Origin of the sequence: Nocardioides sp. OK12, from assembly GCF_024341885.1 — a bacterium.
Lineage (GTDB): Bacteria > Actinomycetota > Actinomycetes > Propionibacteriales > Nocardioidaceae > Nocardioides > Nocardioides marinisabuli.
In genome coordinates this window covers 27,933-47,350 of the sequence record NZ_BNET01000004.1, presented here as the reverse complement: position 1 = coordinate 47,350, position 19,418 = coordinate 27,933, and the positions used below count along the sequence as shown (strand labels likewise).

General features: G+C 73.2%; 18 protein-coding genes. 3 read left to right on the top strand and 15 right to left on the bottom strand.

The genetic code is table 11. The features are described from left to right. Positions 1-39: 39 nt before the first annotated feature. Both OCU29_RS10750 and OCU29_RS10745 read left to right on the top strand, forming a co-directional pair. Positions 40-693: a hypothetical protein gene (locus OCU29_RS10750; protein WP_261819918.1), complete on the top strand. Its 654-nt coding sequence runs from the start codon at positions 40-42 to the stop codon at positions 691-693. Positions 694-717: 24 nt separating this feature from the next. Beyond that, complete coding sequence (locus OCU29_RS10745) at positions 718-1,260, top strand: Rv3235 family protein (protein WP_261819917.1); 543 nt, start codon at positions 718-720, stop codon at positions 1,258-1,260. A 24-nt stretch (positions 1,261-1,284) separates the two neighbouring features. Here OCU29_RS10745 and secA read toward each other — a convergent pair whose 3' ends face one another. The 15 genes from secA to OCU29_RS10670 form a co-directional block, all read right to left on the bottom strand. Beyond that, positions 1,285-4,110: a preprotein translocase subunit SecA gene (secA, locus tag OCU29_RS10740; protein WP_261819916.1), complete on the bottom strand. Its 2,826-nt coding sequence runs from the start codon at positions 4,108-4,110 to the stop codon at positions 1,285-1,287. Between the two features lie 59 nt (positions 4,111-4,169). After that, positions 4,170-5,414, bottom strand: a complete 1,245-nt coding sequence (locus OCU29_RS10735) for a winged helix-turn-helix domain-containing protein (RefSeq protein ID WP_261819915.1) — start codon at positions 5,412-5,414, stop codon at positions 4,170-4,172. 6 nt (positions 5,415-5,420) lie between these two features. Continuing rightward, positions 5,421-6,059: a response regulator transcription factor gene (locus OCU29_RS10730; protein ID WP_179617131.1), complete on the bottom strand. Its 639-nt coding sequence runs from the start codon at positions 6,057-6,059 to the stop codon at positions 5,421-5,423. Between the two features lie 151 nt (positions 6,060-6,210). Continuing rightward, positions 6,211-6,837: a ribosome hibernation-promoting factor, HPF/YfiA family gene (gene hpf / locus OCU29_RS10725; protein ID WP_261819914.1), complete on the bottom strand. Its 627-nt coding sequence runs from the start codon at positions 6,835-6,837 to the stop codon at positions 6,211-6,213. A gap of 486 nt (positions 6,838-7,323) precedes the next feature. Further along, entirely contained in the window at positions 7,324-8,046 is a 723-nt protein-coding gene (locus OCU29_RS10720) for a ComF family protein (protein WP_261819913.1), read from the bottom strand. Between the two features lie 72 nt (positions 8,047-8,118). Beyond that, positions 8,119-9,849 (bottom strand): LpqB family beta-propeller domain-containing protein, encoded by a 1,731-nt coding sequence (locus OCU29_RS10715; RefSeq protein WP_179613935.1) that lies wholly within the window; start codon positions 9,847-9,849, stop codon positions 8,119-8,121. Beyond that, entirely contained in the window at positions 9,846-11,447 is a 1,602-nt protein-coding gene (mtrB, locus tag OCU29_RS10710) for an MtrAB system histidine kinase MtrB (protein ID WP_261819912.1), read from the bottom strand. Before mtrB ends, OCU29_RS10715 begins: the two co-directional genes overlap by 4 nt. A 7-nt stretch (positions 11,448-11,454) precedes the next feature. Then, on the bottom strand, positions 11,455-12,168 hold the full coding sequence (gene mtrA / locus OCU29_RS10705; protein WP_179613937.1) for an MtrAB system response regulator MtrA: 714 nt from the start codon (positions 12,166-12,168) through the stop codon (positions 11,455-11,457). Positions 12,169-12,253: 85 nt separating this feature from the next. Next, entirely contained in the window at positions 12,254-13,744 is a 1,491-nt protein-coding gene (gene ahcY / locus OCU29_RS10700; protein ID WP_306799019.1) for an adenosylhomocysteinase, read from the bottom strand. Between the two features lie 59 nt (positions 13,745-13,803). Next, on the bottom strand, positions 13,804-14,757 hold the full coding sequence (locus OCU29_RS10695) for a DUF808 domain-containing protein (RefSeq protein WP_179613938.1): 954 nt from the start codon (positions 14,755-14,757) through the stop codon (positions 13,804-13,806). A gap of 51 nt (positions 14,758-14,808) precedes the next feature. After that, positions 14,809-15,900 carry an acyltransferase family protein gene (locus tag OCU29_RS10690; protein WP_261819911.1) on the bottom strand — a complete coding sequence of 364 codons (1,092 nt, stop codon included), beginning with the start codon at positions 15,898-15,900 and terminating at the stop codon, positions 14,809-14,811. Positions 15,901-15,959: 59 nt separating this feature from the next. Further along, positions 15,960-16,988 carry an SIS domain-containing protein gene (locus OCU29_RS10685; protein WP_179613940.1) on the bottom strand — a complete coding sequence of 343 codons (1,029 nt, stop codon included), beginning with the start codon at positions 16,986-16,988 and terminating at the stop codon, positions 15,960-15,962. After that, a complete protein-coding gene (locus OCU29_RS10680; RefSeq protein ID WP_179613941.1) occupies positions 16,985-17,170 on the bottom strand; it encodes a Trm112 family protein in 186 nt (61 codons plus the stop codon). Before OCU29_RS10680 ends, OCU29_RS10685 begins: the two co-directional genes overlap by 4 nt. Beyond that, on the bottom strand, positions 17,167-18,543 hold the full coding sequence (locus tag OCU29_RS10675) for a phosphomannomutase/phosphoglucomutase (protein WP_261819910.1): 1,377 nt from the start codon (positions 18,541-18,543) through the stop codon (positions 17,167-17,169). The genes OCU29_RS10680 and OCU29_RS10675 overlap by 4 nt, the downstream gene beginning before the upstream one ends. Positions 18,544-18,553: 10 nt before the next feature. Beyond that, positions 18,554-18,913, bottom strand: coding sequence for a DUF3499 domain-containing protein (locus OCU29_RS10670; RefSeq protein WP_179613943.1), 360 nt, complete (start codon positions 18,911-18,913; stop codon positions 18,554-18,556). 49 nt (positions 18,914-18,962) lie between these two features. On the opposite strand from OCU29_RS10670, the gene OCU29_RS10665 reads away from it, so the two are divergent. Continuing rightward, on the top strand, positions 18,963-19,400 hold the full coding sequence (locus OCU29_RS10665; protein WP_179613944.1) for a metallopeptidase family protein: 438 nt from the start codon (positions 18,963-18,965) through the stop codon (positions 19,398-19,400). Positions 19,401-19,418 lie beyond the last annotated feature (18 nt).

Below are 19,418 nucleotides of genomic sequence, written 5' to 3'. Positions count from 1 at the left end.
CAAACAGACGCAAACGCAATGATCGGCAAGGATCTCGGGATGATCGACCTCGTGCGCGCCTCGCGGCAGCGCTGCCTGCTCGTGTGGGCCGGAGCCACCGCCGCCGCAGCGCTCGCGCTCGCGGTGCTCGTGCCGGCCGCGGTCGCACCCTCCGCGGGCGCGGCCGGGTTCGACGACCTGCTGGTGCGCGCCTGCACCGCGGCGCTGGCGCTGTGCACCGCGTGGGGGTGGCTGAGCACCACGGTGGTGGTGCGCGAGGCCCGGGCGGGCCGCGTCGACGCTGCGGCGCGCCGGGGCGTCCCCCAGGGGCTGCGCCGCCTGGTCCTGCGGGCCTGCGGGCTGGCCCTGGCCGGCGCCACCGTGGTGTCCACGGCGCCCACCGCCACGGCCACCCCCGACCACCTCCAGCAGGGCACCGCCGCCAATGCGAGCCTGACCGACCCGCTCGTGGGCCTGCCGCTGCCCGAGCGCGCCGTCGGCCCCGCGACCGGCCCCTCCGGGCCGGTGCGGGTCGAGCCCGGCGACACCCTCTGGGGCCTGTGCGCCGAGCGGCTCGTCCGCGACGGCCACGCCCCCACCGACGCCGCGGTCGCGGCGTACTGGCCGCGCGTGCACGCGGCCAACCGCGACCTGCTCGGGGACGACCCCGACCTGCTGCACCCCGGCCAGGCCCTCCGCCTGCCACCGACCTGACACCCGAGCGCGAAGGAGCACCCGATGACCACCACCGTCCCGATCACCCGTCCCCGAGCCCCCGAGACCGTGCCGCTGGCGGCGGTCCAGGGCACCCTGGCCCTCGACCTGCAGCCGCGCACCGCCCCACCGCGGCCCTACGTGCCCGGGCCGGGCACCACCGGCCAGGTGCTGCCGATCGACCAGCGCGCCCGGCGAGAGGGCGAGCAGTGGGCCGGCACGTTCGCCCAGGCGGTCGTCGAGGTGGTCGGCGGGGACCGGCCGGCCTCCCAGCTGGTCCGCTGGACCAGCCGCGGCGTGCACGAGGACCTGACCCGTCGGGCGCTGCTGGTGGCGCGCGCCGGCGCCCACTTCCCCGGGGAGGCCCGGGTCCAGCCGGTGCGGCCCCAGGTGCTCAGCGTGCACACCTGCTTCCCGTGCCGCGACGTCCTCGAGACGAGCGTGCACGTGCGCTACGGCCACCGCTCACGCGCGATCGCAGCCCGGTTCGAGCGGCGGGCGAGCGGCGGCGCGGCGCGCTCGCGGACCGGAGAGCGGTGGCTGTGCACCGCCCTCCAGTTCGCGTGAGCCGCCGGTCGCCCGGCTGGTCGACTAGCCCTGGGCGCGGGCGGTGGTGCCGGTCGGCCCACCCGCAGCGCCGTGGCACTGCTTGAACTTCTTGCCCGAGCCGCAGGGGCACGTGGCGTTGCGGCTGACCCCGGCGTAGGGGTCCTCCGCCGTCGCGACGTCGGCGCGGACCTCGGCCTCACCGTCCTCCGCGGGCGCGGAGTAGGTCAGGTTCTGCGGCGAGCTCGGGGCGTCCAGGCCCTTGGCGTGGATGTGCGGGGCCTCGCCCTGCTGTCCACCCGCCTGGCCCATCACCGGGGCCCGCAGGCCCGGCGCCACGGTCAGGACCTGCTGCTCGTCCTTTTCCTGCTGCTCGTCGACGGTGACCTCGAGGTTGAAGAGGAACCCGACGGTCTCCTCCTTGATGCCGTCCATCATCGCCGCGAACATGTCGAAGCCCTCGCGCTGGTACTCCACGAGCGGGTCGCGCTGGGAGTAGGCACGCAGGTAGATGCCCTCGCGCAGGTAGTCCATCTCGTAGAGGTGCTCGCGCCACTTGCGGTCGAGCACCGAGAGGATCACGCGGCGCTCGAGCTCGCGGGCGACCTCCTGGCCCATCTCCTCCACGCGCGCGTCGTACGCCGACTGCGCGTCGGCGCGCAGGCGCTCGATGACCTTCTCGCGGTCGAGGTTGGCCTTGTCGCCGGCCTCGGCGACCAGCGCGTCGAGGTCGACCCCGACGGGGTAGATCTGCTGCAGGTCCGTCCAGGCCTGCTCGAGGTCCCACTCCTCCGGCAGCCCCTGCGTGGCGCCGGTGACGTAGCCGCGCACGACGTCGTCGATGAAGGTGCGGATCTGCTCCTCGATGTCGGCGCCCTCGAGCACCTCGCGGCGCTCGGCGTAGATCACCTTGCGCTGGCGGTCCATCACGTCGTCGTACTTCAGGACGTTCTTGCGCGACTCGAAGTTCTGCGACTCCACCTGGCCCTGCGCGTTGGCGATGGCGTTGGTGACGCGCTTGTTCTCGATCGGGACGTCGTCGGGGATCTTGAGGACCTGGAGCACCCGGTCGACCCAGTCGGACTTGAACAGGCGCATCAGCTCGTCCTGCAGGGACAGGTAGAAGCGCGACTCGCCCGGGTCGCCCTGGCGGCCGGACCGTCCGCGCAGCTGGTTGTCGATGCGGCGCGACTCGTGGCGCTCGGTGCCCACGACGTAGAGGCCGCCGAGCTCCTTGACCTCGTCGTGGTCGGCCTGGACCTGGGCCTTGACCCGCTCCACGGTCGCGGGCCACGCCGCCTCGTACTCCTCGGCGGTCTCGCCGGCGGGCTCGAGGCCCTTGGCGCGCAGCTCGGCGTCGGCGAGGAACTCCACCGCGCCGCCGAGCATGATGTCGGTGCCTCGACCGGCCATGTTGGTGGCCACGGTGACCGCGCCCTTGTGCCCGGCCATCGCGACGATCTTCGCCTCGTCGGCGTGCATCTTGGCGTTCAGGACGTTGTGCGGGATGCCCTTCTTCTTCAGCAGGGCCCCGAGGTACTCCGACTTCTCGACCGAGACCGTGCCCACCAGCACCGGCTGGCCCTTGGCGTGCCGCTCGGCGATGTCGGCGGCGACGGCCTCGTACTTGGCCTCCTCGGTGCGGTAGACCAGGTCGGGCTGGTCGATGCGCGCCATCGGGCGGTTGGTCGGGATCGGCACGACGCCGAGCTTGTAGATCTTGTCGAACTCCGAGGCCTCGGTCATCGCCGTGCCCGTCATGCCCGAGAGCGTCTCGTAGAGGCGGAAGTAGTTCTGCAGGGTGACGTTGGCCAGCGTCTGGTACTCCTCGCGGACCTGCACCCCCTCCTTGGCCTCGATCGCCTGGTGCAGGCCGTCGTTGTAGCGGCGCCCGGCCAGCATCCGGCCGGTGTGCTCGTCGACGATGAGCACCTCGCCGTCCATGACGACGTACTCCTTGTCGTTGCGGAACAGCTCCTTGGCCTTGATGGAGTTGTTCAGGAACGAGATGAGCGGGGTGTTCGCCGACTCGTAGAGGTTCTCGATGCCCAGGTGGTCCTCGACCTTGGTGATGCCGGGCTCGAGGACGGAGATGGTGCGCTTCTTCTCGTCGACCTCGTAGTCGACGTCCTTCTCCAGGCGGCGCGCGATCTTGGCGAACTCGCCGTACCACTTGACCTCGTCCTGGGTCGGGCCGCTGATGATCAGCGGGGTCCGGGCCTCGTCGATGAGGATCGAGTCGACCTCGTCGACCACGGCGAAGTTGTGGCCGCGCTGCACGCAGTCCTCGATCGAGGAGGCCATGTTGTCGCGCAGGTAGTCGAAGCCCAGCTCGTTGTTGGTGGCGTAGGTGATGTCGCAGGCGTACTGCTCGCGCCGCGCGTCGGGGCGCAGGTCGGGGGTGATGACCCCGACGGTCAGGCCGAGGAAGTGGTGCACGCGGCCCATCTGCTCGGCCTGGTACTTGGCCAGGTAGTCGTTGACCGTGACGACGTGCACGCCCTTGCCCGACAGGGCGTTGAGGTAGGAGGGCAGCACCGCGACCAGCGTCTTGCCCTCACCGGTCTTCATCTCGGCGATGTTGCCCAGGTGCAGCGCCGCGCCGCCCTGGACCTGCACGTCGAAGGGGCGCATGCCCAGCACGCGCTTGGCGGCCTCGCGCACCGTCGCGAACGCCTCGGGCATCAGGTCGTCGAGGCTCTCGCCGGCCTCGTGACGCTGGCGCAGCTCGCCGGTCATCGCCTGCAGCTCCTCGTCGCTCATCGCGACGAAGTCGTCCTCGATGGCGTTGACGGCCTTCGAGATGCCCTCGAGCTGCCGCAGGATCTTGCCCTCGCCGATGCGGAGGAGTTTGTCGAGAATCACGGGCACGGCGTAGCTGCTCCTTGCTGTGGACGACCGACGACGGCTCACGCCTCGGCGCCTTCACTCTACCCAGCGCCGTGGAGAGCCCCTAACTCCGGCACCAGGTCGCCGCGCTGCTCGAACCGGAGCCCGGCCAGCCCCAGCCAGCCGGCCATCCGCCGCAGCTCGGCGAGCAGCTCGGGGCCGGTCTCGTCCGGCGCCCCCGGCTCGGCGAACGCGCCGCGCACGACCAGCTCGCCGCCGGGGACGCGCCGGTCGGCCTTGAGGTCGACCCGCGCCACCAGGCGCTCGCCGAGCAGGAACGGCAGCACGTAGTAGCCGTGCACCCGCTGGGCCGCGGGGGTGTAGATCTCGATGCGGTAGCGGAACCCGAAGATCCGCTCGGTGCGCTCGCGCTCCCACACCACCGGGTCGAAGGGACTCAGCAGCGTGCGGGCCCGCACCCGGCGCGGCAGCCGCGCGTCGCGGTGCAGGTACGCCGGCCGCGACCACCCCTCGACCCCGACCGGCTCGAGCTCACCGGCCTCCACCAGGGTCGCGACGGCCTCGCGGGCGCTGGCCAGGCCGGGGGCCGGCTGGGCCCGCATCCGGTAGTAGTCGGCCAGGCAGCGCTCGGTGGCCACCCCGTGCGAGCGGGCCGCGCGCCGGACCAGCTCGACGGCGGCCTCGGCCACGTCGGGCACCGGCGCCGCCAGCACCTCGGCCGGCAGCACCCGCTCGGGGAGGTCGTAGCGGATCTCGAACTGGGGGTTGCGCGAGGCGATGGCGACGTCGCCGACGGTGAACAGGTAGTCGAGGACCCGCCGGGTCGAGGACCAGTTCCAGCCCCAGTGCTCCTTCGAGGACGACGCCCCCTCCCCCAGGTACGTCGCCACCTCGCGGGCCGTCGCGGCCCCCAGGTCCTCGACGGCGGCGAGCACCCGGGCCTCGAGGGCCGGGTCGGCCTCCAGCACCCGCCACTTGCCGCGCCGGGCCCGGTGGTCAGCCATCCGGTGCTGCATCACCGGCCACAGGTCGACGGGCATGAAGGCCTGCACGTGCGCCCAGTACTCCACCATCCGGCGCGGCGCGCGCTCCGCGGCACGGTGCAGCAGGTCGGTGTCGTAGGGGCCCATCCGGGAGTAGAGCGGCACGTAGTGCGCGCGCTGGAGCACGTTGACCGAGTCCACCTGCAGCACCCCGGTGCGCGAGAGCGCACGCTCGAGGGTGCGCATCGTGGGGCTGGCGTGCGGGGGGTCGCAGAAGCCCTGGGCCGCAAGAGCGGTGCGGCGGGCCTGGGACCTGCTCAGCGTCTGGGTGGACGGGGGCACGGCGGCCTACGGCAGGTCGAGCAGCTTCTCGCGCACGGCGTACATGACCGCCTCCATCCGCGAGTGCAGCTGCAGCTTCTCGAGGATGTTGCGCACGTGGTTCTTCACGGTGTTCTCGGAGATGAACAGCTGCTTGGCGATCTCGCGGTTGTTCATGCCCTTGGCCACCAGGCGCAGGACCTCGAGCTCGCGCTCGGTCAGCCGCAGCCCCGGCACGTGCTCGCGCTCGGGCTTGCTCATCTGCTTGAACTCGTCGATCAGCTTGACCGCCATCGACGGGCTGATCAGCGACTGGCCGTCGGCCACGACGCGCACCGCCTGGGCCACCTCCTCGATCGAGGAGTCCTTGAGGAGGTAGCCGGCCGCGCCGCTCTTGACCGCCTCGTAGAGGTCGGCCTCCTCGTCGGAGACGGTGAGCATGATGATCTTGGCCGAGGGCACGGCCTCCTTGATCGAGCGGCAGGCCTCGATGCCGGTGCGCTTGGGCATCCGGATGTCGAGCAGCACCACGTCGGGTGCCACCCCGGCGGCCAGCGTCGTGCCCTCGATGCCGTCGCCGGCCTCGCCGACGACCTCGATGCCGTCCTCGACGCCCAGGAGCATCGTCAGACCGCGACGGAAGAGCTCCTGGTCGTCCACGACCATCACGCGGATGGGTTCGGTGCCCGTGCCCGAGGGGCCCGTCGTCTCATCTGCCACGGAGCGCATCATGGCACGGACATGGCCCGATCGGATGGTCGCACCACCCGATCGGGCCAGGTCCGTCTGCTCGGTCGGCCTGCTCAGTGCCGGTTGCTCACTGCTGGCCCAGGTCCAGCGACAGCACTCCGTAGTCGTAGCCGCGGCGCCGGTAGACGACCGAGGGCCGCTCGCTCTCCTTGTCGACGAACAGGTAGAAGTCGTGACCCACGAGCTCCATCTCGTAGAGCGCCTGGTCGAGCGTCATCGGGCTCGCCGGGTGGGTCTTCTCGCGCACGATCATCGGGCCGTCGCCGTCCATGGCCACGGGTCCGACCTCGCGCTCGGTCTCGGTCTCGCCGGAGTCGCCGCTGACGAGGTCCTCGACCATCGGGGTGCCCGAGAGCGCCTCGCCCACCGAGACCGGCGTCTTGCGGCCGCGGTGCACGCGGCGGCGGTCGGCGGCGCGCTGCATCTGGCGCGCCATCTTGTCGAGGGCCAGGTCGAGGGCGGCCATCTTGTCGTCGGCCGCCGCCTCGGCCCGGATGACCGGTCCCTTGGAGAAGGCGGTCAGCTCCACGTGCACGGCCCGGTCGTGCTGCCGGGGGTTGGGTTCGCAGTCGACCTCCACGTGGACCCGCATGATCCGGTGGTCGTGCTTCTCGAGCTTCGCCAGCTTCTCCGAGCAGTGGGCGCGGAAGCCCTCCTTGATCTCGCAGTGCCGTCCGGTGACCACAACTTCCATGTGAACCTCCTCGTGCGCACCAGGTGCGCGATGGGTGATCTCTCAGGCTCCTGGCACGCCTCCCGTGCGCGCGGTGCGCGCCGAGGCGGGACAGGCCGACGACCGGGCGCGGTGCGCCCGGTGGTGGGAATGGGATGGAGCCCGCCCGGCCGACCTGGTCTTCGACCCCACAATCGCCTGCTGAGGCTCTCGCAGCTTCTCTGCCACTACCCGCCTTCTCCCGGGGTGGGCCACATCTGGTGACCGGACCGGGGCAGGACTTACGTCTAAGCCGCACCGTGATCGTCGCGCCCACGGGACCTGGGCCCCGTGCACCGACTTACGTGGACCGCTTCGCCTGCGACTGGCATCGGCTTGCCGCGGGGACGTCCGGGCTGGCCGGCGCGTCCCGACGACGCAACCACGGACCCGGACGGACTCCATGACGAGACGATAGGCGAGGCGGGGTCGCGACGAAAGGGAGACCCCCACCTTTCACCCGGCTCCTCACCCCTCACCGGCGGCCGGTGGCCTGCGCCGCCGGGTGGCCGCGACGACGACGGCGCCGAGGACCGGCAGCCCGACGGCCTCCAGGGCGCGCTGCGCCTCGCGCAGGGTGGAGCCCGTGGTGACGACGTCGTCGCAGACGACCGCGCCGGCCAGCGGCCCGGCCGCGGCCAGGCGCCGCAGCGGCGGCGACGGACAGGTCATCGAGCCCGCCAGGTTGGCCGCCCGGCCGGCGGTGTCGAGCCCCGCCTGGTCGAGCACGCCGGGGCGCAGCCGCAGCAGCCGCGCCGCGCCCACCGGGTGGCCGGCGCGGGTCGCCGCGGTCGCCGCCAGGCGCGTCATGGTCCAGGTGGGGTCGTGGCCGCGCGTGCGCACCGTGGCCGCCCGCGAGGGCACCGGCACCAGCACCAGCCCGCCACGCGCGCCGCGCGGGAGGGGCGCCAGCAGGGGGCCGAGCGCCACCCCCAGCAACCAGGCCAGCGGCACCCGCAGGGGGTGCAGACCGCGCTCCTTGTGGCCCAGGACGAGGGCGCGGAGCACGCCCTCGTAGCCGCCCGCCGCGGACACGTCGACCAGTCCCGGCGGGCAGGGGTCGGGCTGCGCCGGGACCGCGGAGGTCGGCAGCCCGGCGCCGCACGCGGCGCACAGCAGCCGGCCCGGCGCGCCGCAGCCCACGCAGGCGCTGCCCAGCAGCAGGTCGAGGGCGGCGTCGCGCAGCAGCACGCCTCGATGCCACCAGGCGCCGGCCCCCGGCTCAAGGGCCGCCGCGGCGCCTGTGGAGGAGGAGCAGCCGCCTCAGCCGACGTAGCCGACGTAGGTGACGCCCGCGTCGAGCACCTGCGGCCCCCGCACCGCCACCGACAGGTCGATCAGCCCGCTGCCGGTGATCGCGTAGACCACCTGCTCCGGCACCGGCGACCCGGCCAGCGACGTCGCCCCGCCGAGGGTGGTGGTGATGCCCTCGAGGCCGGTCGGGGCGCCGTCGACGCCGATCGTGCTGACCTTGCCGCTGGCGGGGCTGAGCCGGTTGAGCACCGCGATGGTGGTGGTGGTGCGCCAGGCGATGTCGACGATGCGGCCCGGCGCCTCCTCCGGGGAGAGCGCCCGGGCCCGCGAGGCCCCGACCACCCGGCCCCGCTGGTCCTGGTGCAGGCGGGCGACGCGCACCTCGTCGGCGCGGCCCAGGCGCACCACGGCGACCACGCGGCTGCCGTCGCGCGAGACCAGGAAGCTCTTGACCTCCTCGCCGGTGATCCCGGGGACCTCGACCACCGAGCCGCGATCCCCCCGCAGCCAGCGGACCTGGGCGCCGTCCGCGGTGCGGTCGAGCAGCCAGAGCCGGTCGCGGTGGTCCCAGGCCGGGGTGGCCAGGTCGGTGGCGTCCTGGAGGGTCGTGGTGACGTCCTGGTCGGCGCCGCGCACCGGCGCCGTCCACAGCGTCGTGCCGTCGGCCGAGACCTCCGCGGCCTGCTCGCCGCGCAGGTCGACCGCGACGCTGCGCGCGCCCAGGTCGGTGCGGCCGAACGGCCCGTCGACCGGGTCGAGCGAGCCGGGGGTGCCGGAGACCAGCAGCCCCTCGCGCAGCCCGTAGAGCAGCGAGCTGGCCTGGTAGCCGCTGGGATCCAGGCGCACACCGGCGTCGACGGGGATGCGGTCCTCGCCGTCGGCGAGGCGGATGCGCTGTCCCCCGATGCTGAGCGTGAAGGCCTCGATGTCGGGGTCCTGGCGCAGCGTCCAGGCGAGCTGGGCCAGCATCTGGGCGTTCTCGGTGGGCGTCAGCGAGGCGGCCTCGCCCGTGAGCTCGATGGCGGCGGTGCCGTCGGGCGTGACCGGCACCGACAGCTCCAGCGCGAGGTCGGGCGGGACCAGGGAGCGCGCGACCCGGTCGTCGCGCGGGCCCTCGATGAGCCCCTCGATGAGGGTGCTGGCCAGCTTGTCGTCGTCGGCGACGAAGACCGGCTCGGGCACCAGCACCTCCCCGCCGGGGGCCAGGAAGTAGAGCGCGAGCTGGTCGTAGCGGGCCTCGAACCAGGTCTGCGGCACCACCAGGTCGCTCGGCGGGTTGGTGATGCGCAGCTGCCCGTCCTCGGTGGTGAGCGAGAGCTGGAGGATCGACTCGTACGCCGACAGGGCCCCCTCGTAGGCACCACGGGCGTCGAAGCGGTCGGCGCCGCCCAGGCGCAGCGAGACCCGCGAGCTCGACGTGCTCTGCGGCTGGGCCTCGACGTAGGTGACGAGCCCGTCGGGGTTCCAGGCCGCGGCGGCGTCGGAGGCGAGGTACTCCTTGGCGGTGGTCAGCTCCCGGGGCCAGGCCTGCATCGCGTCGAGGAAGCCGCGCACCACCTCGGTGGCGCTCTGGCCCTCCTGCGGGGCCCGGGCGTCGATGGCCGGCACCCCGCCCATGTCGGCATCGACCCCGTCGCCCACGCCGGCGCCCACGACCGGCCCGGACTCGGGCATGCTCACGCAGCCGCCGGCCAGCAGCAGCAGCGGCAGCAGCAGGGCGACCAGCCCCCGGCGGCTCACACCGCCTCCACGGCGTCGTCGGGGATCAGCGTGATCGGGCTGCGCCGCAGCGGCTCGCCGGCCCGGCGGGGCAGGGTGAGCCGGAACTGGGCACCCTCGCCGGGGCGGCCCCAGGCCTGGAGCCAGCCGCCGTGCAGGTGGGTGTCCTCCAGGGAGATCGCGAGACCGAGCCCGGTGCCGCCGGAGGTGCGGGCGCGGGCCGGGTCGGCGCGCCAGAAGCGGTTGAAGACCATCGCCGACTCCCCCGGCGCCAGGCCCACCCCGTGGTCGCGCACCGCGATCGCGGCCGAGTGCTGGTCCCCGGCCACGTGCACGACCACCTCGGTGCTGCCGCCGGGCTCCGCGGGGCCCGCGTGGTCGATGGCGTTGGTGACCAGGTTGCGCACGATGCGCTCGACGCGCCGCACGTCGGCCTCGGCCAGGCAGGGGTGGTCGTCGGGGGCGCGCACGACCAGCTGCACGCCGCGCTGGGCGGCGAGGGGCAGGGTGCTGTCGACGACCCGGTGGGCGACGTCGGTGAGGTTGACGTCGTCGACCTCGAGGACCGCGGCGCCCGCGTCGAACCGGCTGATCTCCAGCAGGTCCGAGAGCAGCGTCTCGAAGCGGTCGAGCTCGACCTGCAGCAGCTCGGCCGCGCGCGCCGAGACCGGGTCGAAGTCGGCGCGCGCGTCGTGCAGCACGTCACCGGCCATCCGGACCGTCGTCAGCGGGGTGCGCAGCTCGTGGGAGACGTCGGAGACGAAGCGGCGCTGCACCCGGCTGAGCTCCTCGAGCTGGCGGATCTGGCGCTGCAGGTTGGAGGCCATCTGGTTGAACGAGGTGGCCAGGCGCGCCAGGTCGTCCTCCCCCTTGACCTCGAGCCGCTCGCGCAGCCGCCCGGCGGCGAGCCGCTCGGCGACCCGGCGGGCCATCCGCACCGGGGTGACCACCTGGCGCGTGACGAGGAAGGCGACACCGGCCACCAGCACCAGCAGCAGCGACCCCGCCGTCAGCAGCGCCCGGCTGACCAGGTCGAGGGTGCGCTCCTCCCCGGAGAGCGGGAAGAGCAGGTAGAGGGTGTAGGTGCGTCCGTCGGCCGGCAGGGTGACCTGCGAGCCCACGACGACGCCCGGCTCGACGAGCCGGGTGCCGTCGGGCCCCTCCCGGCGGATCCGGGTGTAGGTCCAGGCGGGCTCGGCCACCTCGGCGAAGTGCTCGACGAGGCTCGGGGGCACCGAGGTGCGGTCCAGCCCCCGGGTGTACGTCGCCCCGCCCTCGCTCAGGTCCCCGGCCCCGGTCGGCCCGGCCAGCACGACCGCGAAGTCACGGCTCGCGCCGCGCGCGATGATGGGCTCGACCAGCGCCCGCTGCTGCTGGGCGGCGTCGACGTCGCTGAAGGGCGTGGACTGCAGGCGCGCCCGCGCGTCGTCGGTCTCGTTGCCGGCCTCGGCCACCACCGCCTCGACGCGCTGGTCGAGCAGGCCGTCGCGGGTCTGCTGCAGCAGCAGCCAGCCGACGACCCCGACGACGACCGCCGAGAGCAGCACGGTGCTGGCCACCACGCGCGCCTGGATGGAGCGACGCCAGAACGTCAGCGCCCCGTGAGCCCCCGTGGCCATCGGGCCCTCAGGCGTTCCCGGCCTTGTAGCCGACGCCGCGCACCGTCACCACGACCTCCGGGTTCTCGGGGTCGTGCTCGATCTTCGAGCGCAGCCGCTGCACGTGGACGTTGACCAGGCGGGTGTCGGCGGCGTGGCGGTAGCCCCAGACCTGCTCGAGCAGCACCTCGCGGGTGAAGACCTGCCAGGGCTTGCGGGCCAGGCACACGAGCAGGTCGAACTCGAGCGGGGTCAGGCTGAGCGCCTGCCCGCCGCGGGAGACCTGGTGGCCGGCCACGTCGATCGACAGGTCGGCGATGGTGAGCGTCTCGGCCTGCGAGGTGGTGTCGTTGCGGCGCACGCGGGCGCGGATGCGCGCCACGAGCTCCTTGGGCTTGAAGGGCTTGACGACGTAGTCGTCGGCGCCCGACTCGAGGCCGACCACGACGTCGACGGTGTCGCCCTTGGCGGTGAGCATCACGATCGGCACCCCGGACTCGGCGCGGATCTCCTTGCACACGTCGATGCCGTCCTTGCCGGGCAGCATCAGGTCGAGCAGCACCACGTCGGGCCGGTAGTCGCGGAAGACCTCGAGCGCGAGGTCGCCGCGGGTCACCATGCGGCTGTCGAAGCCCTCCTGGCGCAGCACGATGGTGAGCATCTCGGCGAGCGAGGCGTCGTCGTCGACGACGAGCACGCGCCCCTTGGTGGCGTACTCGTTCTGGCTGGCTGCCTCGCTCATGCTCCCCATCCTGCACCCCGGCACCACGCCGGCGCGGGAGCCGGTCGTGGTGCCAGGGAGAGTCGTGCGTCGGTGTCTGGTGTCCTCAGTAGCGGTACTGGTCGGACTTGTAGGGACCGGCCACGTCCACCCCGAGGTAGGCGGCCTGGTCGCCGGAGAGCTCGGTGAGCTTCACGCCGAGCGCCCCGAGGTGCAGCCGGGCGACCTCCTCGTCGAGGTGCTTGGGCAGCACGTAGACGCCGACCGGGTACTCCTCGGGCTTGGTGAAGATCTCGATCTGGGCCAGCACCTGGTTGGTGAAGGAGTTCGACATCACGAACGAGGGGTGACCGGTCGCGTTGCCCAGGTTCATCAGGCGGCCCTCGGACAGCACGATGATCGAGGACTCGTCGCGCTCGTCGGTGGCCGGGAAGGTCCACACGTCGACCTGCGGCTTGACGTTCTTGCGCTGCACGCCGGGGAACGACTCGAGGCCGGCCATGTCGATCTCGTTGTCGAAGTGGCCGATGTTGCCCAGGATCGCGTTGTGCTTCATCCGGCGCATCTGGTCGACGGAGACGACGTCCTTGTTGCCGGTCGCGGTGATGATGATGTCGGCGACGTCGAGGACGTCGTCGAGCGTCGTGACCTGGTAGCCGTCCATCGCGGCCTGCAGCGCGCAGATGGGGTCGATCTCGGTGACGATGACGCGGGCGCCCTGGCCGCGCAGCGAGTCGGCGCTGCCCTTGCCCACGTCGCCGTAGCCGCACACGACCGCGACCTTGCCGCCGATGAGGACGTCGGTGGCGCGGTTGATGCCGTCGACGAGGCTGTGGCGGCAGCCGTACTTGTTGTCGAACTTGGACTTGGTGACCGAGTCGTTGACGTTGATCGCCGGGAAGAGCAGCGAGCCCTCGCGCATCATGTCGTAGAGGCGCAGCACACCGGTGGTGGTCTCCTCGGTGACGCCGCGGATCTCGTTGCCGATCTTGGTGAAGCGCTCGTCGCTCCTGGCCAGCGAGGACTGCAGGACCTCGAAGACGACCTTCTGCTCGTGGCTCTTGGCGGTGGCCGGGTCGGGCGCCTGGCCCGACTTCTCGGCCTCGGTGCCCAGGTGCACCAGCAGCGTGGCGTCGCCGCCGTCGTCGAGGATCATGTTCGCGTAGGTGTCCGCGGGCCAGTCGAGGATCTGCTGGGTGCACCACCAGTACTCCTCGAGGCTCTCGCCCTTCCAGGCGAAGACCGGGACGCCCTGGGGGTCCTCGGGGGTGCCCTCGGGGCCCACGACGACCGCCGCAGCGGCGTGGTCCTGGGTGGAGAAGATGTTGCACGAGGCCCAGCGGACCTCGGCGCCCAGCGCCACGAGGGTCTCGATGAGCACCGCGGTCTGGATGGTCATATGCAGCGAACCGGCGATCCGGGCACCCGCCAGCGGCTTGTCCGCGCCGTAGCGCTCGCGCATCGCCATCAGGCCGGGCATCTCGTGCTCGGCCAGGGTGATCTCGGTGCGGCCGTAGTCGGCCAGGGACAGGTCGGCGACCTTGAAGTCCATCTTGTTGTCTCCTCGAAGCGTCTGGAGCAGGTCTGCGTCGCGCATCTGCGCATCGTCGGGATCTCCCACGCGGACCCCACCAGCGTAGGTCGGCCCCGGAGGGATCAGGAATTCGTGGGAGCGCCCCGGCGCGGGCGCAGGTGCAGCACCGCGACGACCGCCGCACCGACCACGAGGCCCAGCAGCGCGGAGGCAGCGGTGTTGACCAGCCAGGCCGCGACGGCGCCGGCGGCGCCGAGCGCGTCGTGGACGGCCTCCTCGAGGTGGTGGACCAGGTCGTAGAGCGCGTGCCAGCCCAGCTCGTCGACGCCCACCAGCAGGATGTGCCCGCCGACCCACAGCATGGCGGCGGTGCCGACGGCACCGATCACGGCCAGCAGGCGCGGCATCGCCGCCACCATCGCGTGCCCGACCCGCTGGGCGGTGGCCGAGCTGCGCTGGGCCAGGCCCAGCCCGATGTCGTCGATCTTCACGATGACCGCCACGACGCCGTACACCAGTGCGGTGATGCCGACACCGACCACGGCCAGGATGACGGCGCGCGACCAGAACGGCTCGTCGGCGACCTCGTTGAGGCTGATCACCATGATCTCGGCCGAGAGGATCAGGTCGGTGCGGATCGCCCCCGAGACCATCTTCTTCTCCGCCGCCGCCGGGTCGAGGACCTCGCCGGCGTCCGCGGCCGGCTCCTCGGGGTGGTGCCCGCTCACCTTCTCCCAGATCTTCTCGGCGCCCTCGTAGCACAGGAAGGCGCCGCCGAGCATCAGGATCGGGGTGAGCAGCCAGGGCAGGAACTGCGAGAGCAGCAGCGCCGCCGGCAGGATGATGAGCATCTTGTTGCGCAGCGAGCCGACCGCGATCTTGCGGATCATCGGGAGCTCGCGCTCCGCTGCGACGCCCTGCACGTACTGCGGCGTGACGGCCGTGTCGTCGACCACGACGCCGGCGGCCTTCATGCTGGCCCGGCCCGCGGCCGCCCCCACGTCGTCGACGGACGCGGCGGCCAGCCGGGCCAGCGCGGCGACGTCGTCGAGCAGGGCGAAGAGACCGCCGCTCATCGCGGGGCTCCGGGACGGGCACTCACCTGGGAGGTCTGCACGAGCAGGAGCCTACCCACGCGGGGACGTGACGTGCCCCTGCGCGGCGACCTGCGCGGCCACCTCCTCGGCGTGGTCGTCGACGCGCTGCGAGGCGACCGCGACGTCGGCGGCCTGGCCGACCTTGTGCCCGGCGAAGCCGAGCGGGTCGACGACGTGGGTCAGCACCCTGGCCACCGGGGGGCTGGCCAGCAGCAGGGACAGCCCGACGGCCGCCACGCTGGTCACGACCAGGGCGAGGGCCTGGTGCTGCTCGGCGAAGCCGCCCCAGCCGGCGTACCCGGCGCCCTTCACCGCGAAGCCGTGGAAGAGGTAGACCACGAGGGTGGCGGCGCCCATCCGGGTGAACCAGCCCTGCACGCGCGGCACCAGCGCGAGGAACGCCCATGCGCCCAGGGTGCCCAGCACCAGCAGGCTCGCGCGGGTCAGGAACGCGCGGGAGTCGCTCACGTCGAGCTCGTCGTAGCGGGCGCGGTAGTAGAGCCACTCGGTCGCCGCCCACTGGTCGGTGCGCGCGGTGAGCAGCCAGATGCCGACCAGCACCACCACCGAGACCACCTTCACCCACGGCGCCCGCAGCAGCTCCAGCCGCTCGGGGGTGGCCTTGAGCCCCATCACGAAGAACGGCAGCAGGCCCAGGATGCGGGCCACGTCGAGGGTGTCCCCGGCGTACAGGCCGGCGACCAGGCTGACGACGACCGCCACCGCCAGACCGCCCCACAGGTCGCGGAGGACGGGGGTCAGCAGCCGCCAGAAGAACAGGGCGGAGAGGAACCACATCGGCCAGTGCGGGTCGCGCCAGAGGTCCTCGAGCTGCTCGCCCCCCACGTGGATGCGGAACAGCGCGATGCCGGCCTCGAAGAGCACGTAGGGCACCGCGACGGTGCGCACCAGCCCCCACATCCGGGCCCGGGTGTAGGTGAAGGAGCGGGACAGGTAGCCGGTCACCAGGACGAACGCCGGCACGTGCCAGGCGTAGAGGAAGTCGTAGAGGTGCTCCACCAGCACGGTGTCGGGCAGCAGCACCCAGGAGTGACCCAGGACGACCAGCGTCACCAGGGCCATCTTGGCGTTGTCGAACCACGGGTCTCGTCGGGAGGCCATCCCTGGTTCCTACCCGCTGCTCGTCGGCGGGCAAACCTCAGCGGGGTGTCGCGCTGCTCTCAGTCGTCGACGAGGCCCAGGCGCAGGTACTCGGCCGCGTAGGTGCCGCTGAGCAGCAGGGAGGCGTAGCGGGCGACCTCGTCGCCCTCCTCGCAGGTCAGCGTCTCGACCCGCACCCCCCGCTCCGCGGCCGCGGACTCCAGCTGCTGGCGCTGCTCGTGCACGAGGGGGTCGTCGACCCCGTCGTCGAGCACGACCAGGACCGGACGCAGGTCGCCGCTGGTCTCGGCGAACGGGTCGTCGAAGACGTCGCGCGGCCGGGTGGCCTCGAGCACCGGCAACAGCTGGTCGACCTCGCCGGCGATGGCGGCGCGGCCGCTGGAGCGCCGGACCGACTCCGCCACGCGGCGGGCCGCGCGGGCGGCCAGGACGCTGCCGCCCCACACGAGGGGGTTGGAGTCGGCCAGCGCGATGGCCAGGGTCTTGGCGGGGTTGACCGCCAGGTCGCGCCGTGGGGCGCAGGCCAGGGCGACCTGGTCGAGCGCGTCGGCGACGGTGCCGGGGTCGGCGCTCGGGCCGAGGCGCACCTGCTCGAGGTAGCTGAGCATCACCACGGCCGTGGCGAGCGGGTCGCGGGTGGTGGTCGGCAGGATCGCGCTCCACCGGCCCTCGGCGTGCTCGGCGACCATCGAGCCGGGCGGGCAGGCCACCACGACCTGGCAGCCGCGGCGCAACGCCTCGGCGACGGCCGAGGCCGTGCCGGGGTCGCCGCCGTCGGGCGCGAGCACCGCGACCAGGTCGAGGCTGCCGGCCCAGCCGGGCAGGGCGTGGCCGGGCCAGGCCACGAACGGCACCGGGCACCAGGGCTCCAGCACCGCGCGCAGCAGGCGCGAGTCGGGACCCGCGGCGATCACCGCACGCGGCCGCGGCAGGTCACGGGCGCGCTCGACCGCGTCGGCCATCGCCGACGCCGCGTCACCGGCCTCGCGGCGCACCCGGGAGCCGGACTCGGCCAGGGTGCGCAGCCGCAGGTCGATGCGCTCGAGCGCCGACTCGTCGTCGAGGCGGGACTCGTCGAACCAGGTCACGGGCGGCGGGCCTCGTCGACGAGCAGCACCGGGATCTGGTCGCGCACCGGGTAGGCCAGGCCGCAGGCCGCGCAGACCAGCTCGGGGCCGGCGCCAACACCCGGGCCCTCCCCCAGCTCGCCGTGGCAGTCGGGGCACACGATGATCTCGAGCAGGGCCGGGTCGAGCCCGAGCCCGCTCACCGCGCACCCCGGATCATGCTGAGCACCTCGTCGCGTACCGTCGTCATGGTCGGCAGGTCCTTCCCCTCGGCGTTGAGCCGCAGCAGCGGCTCCGTGTTGGAGCCGCGCACGTTGAAGGCCCAGTCTGCGTGCAGCACGCTGAGCCCGTCGAGCCGGTCGGTGCTGACGCCGTCGCGACCGGCGTACGCCGCCTCGATCGCGGCGATCACCTCACCCTGGTCGGCGACGGTGGAGTTGATCTCGCCGCTGAGCGGGTAGCGCTCGTACTGCGCGAGCAGCTCGGAGAGCGGCACGTCGGTCTCGGCGAGGGCAGCGAGCGCGTGCAGCGCGGCGAGCATGCCGGAGTCGGCGCGCCAGAAGTCGCGGAAGTAGAAGTGGCCCGAGTGCTCGCCGCCGAAGACGGCGTCGGTCTCGGCCATCGTGGCCTTGATGTAGGAGTGGCCCACGCGGGTGCGCACCGGGTGGCCGCCCAGCTCCTCGACCACCTGGGGCACCGCCCGGCTGGTGATCAGGTTGTGGATCACCGTCGAGCCGGGGTGCTTGGCGAGCTCGCGGGCCGCGATCAGCGCCGTGAGCGTCGAGGGCGAGACCGCCACGCCGCGCTCGTCGACGAGGAAGCAGCGGTCGGCGTCGCCGTCGAAGGCCAGACCGACGTCGGCGCCCTCGGCCAGCACGCGCGCCTGCAGGTCGACCAGGGTCTCGGGGTCGATCGGGTTCGCGTCGTGGTGCGGGAACGTGCCGTCGAGGTCGAAGTACATCGGCACGACCTCGACCGCCTCGTCGCCCAGGCGCCCGAACACCGCGGGCGCGGTGTGCCCGGCCATCCCGCTGCCGGCGTCGACGACGACCTTGAGGCGGCGCCCCGCCACGGGGGCCAGGGTGAGCAGGTGCGCGGCGTACGCCTCGAGGACGTCGTGGCTGCTGATCGAGCCGGTGCGCGCGCCGCCGGCCTCGGGACCGGCCACCACCAGGTCGCGGATCTCGGCGAGCCCGCTGTCGGTGCCGACCGGCACCGCGTGGGCACGGCACATCTTGATGCCGTTGTACTGCGCCGGGTTGTGGCTGGCGGTGAACATGACGCCGGCCTGGCCCAGGAAGCCCGAGGCGAAGTAGAGCTGGTCGGTGGAGGCGAGCCCGATCATCACGACGTCGGCGCCGGCCTCGGTCGCGCCCTCGGCGAACGCCCCGGCCAGGCCCGGCGAGCTGGGGCGCATGTCGTGGCCCACCACCACCGAGTCGACGCCCAGGACCTGCACGTAGGCACGGCCGGTGGCACGGGCCAGCGTCTCGTCGATCTGGTCGGGGGCGATCCCGCGCACGTCGTAGGCCTTGAAGACCGCGTGGACGTTGTCGGCACTCAGGGTGTCGGCCATGGCCCGAACACTAGTGGTCGGAGCTGAGCACCCGCAGATGGCCCCGTCGCGTGGTCTCGCGGCCGGTCTCGGCCTCGGGCAGCGAGCGCTGCACCGGCGCCGGCCGGCCGGCCTCGCGCACCGCGTCGGCGAGCGCGAGCAGGTCGTCGTTGGTGGGCCCCGGCGGCGCCGGCTGGGCCAGGCGCAGCACCTCCCAGCCGCGCGGCGCGGAGAGCCGCTCGCTGTGGGTCTCGCACAGGTCGTAGGCGTGCGGTTCGGCGTAGGTGGCCAGGGGACCGAGCACAGCCGTCTGGTCGGCGTAGACGTAGGTCAACGTCATCACCGCAGGCCGGCCGCACGCGGTGCGGGAGCAGCGGCGGGCGGGACTCACGGCGCAGACGCTACCTCCCCCGGTGGCCACCGACGACTAGGCTCGCGGCATGCCCGACGCCGCCGTTCCCCGCCGGCGCACCCGCGACCGACGCGGCCGGGGGCCGCGCGGGCCCGGGGTGCTGCCCGCGGAGCCCGGCACGGTCGCGGTGCGCACCCGGCGCCAGCGCTTCGACGACCTGGTCCTGGACCTGGTCACCGAGCTCGAGGACCGCTGGTCCGACCGGCTCGGGCTGGTCGAGTTCGCCGTCGAGGACACCCCTCTGGTGCCCGACGACTGGAGCCCCGACAGCGTCCCCCTGGCCTCGTTGGTGCGGGGCTCCGGCGGGCGGCCCAGCCGCCTGGTGGTCTTCCGGCGGCCGATCGAGCACCGCTGCGAGACCCGCTCGGAGCTGCACGCGCTGGTGCTGACGGTGCTGGTGGAGCAGGTCGCCGAGCTCCTGGGCTGCGACCCGGCCGACGTCGACCCGCGCTACGACGCCGACTGACCCGGTCCTCTGGACTGT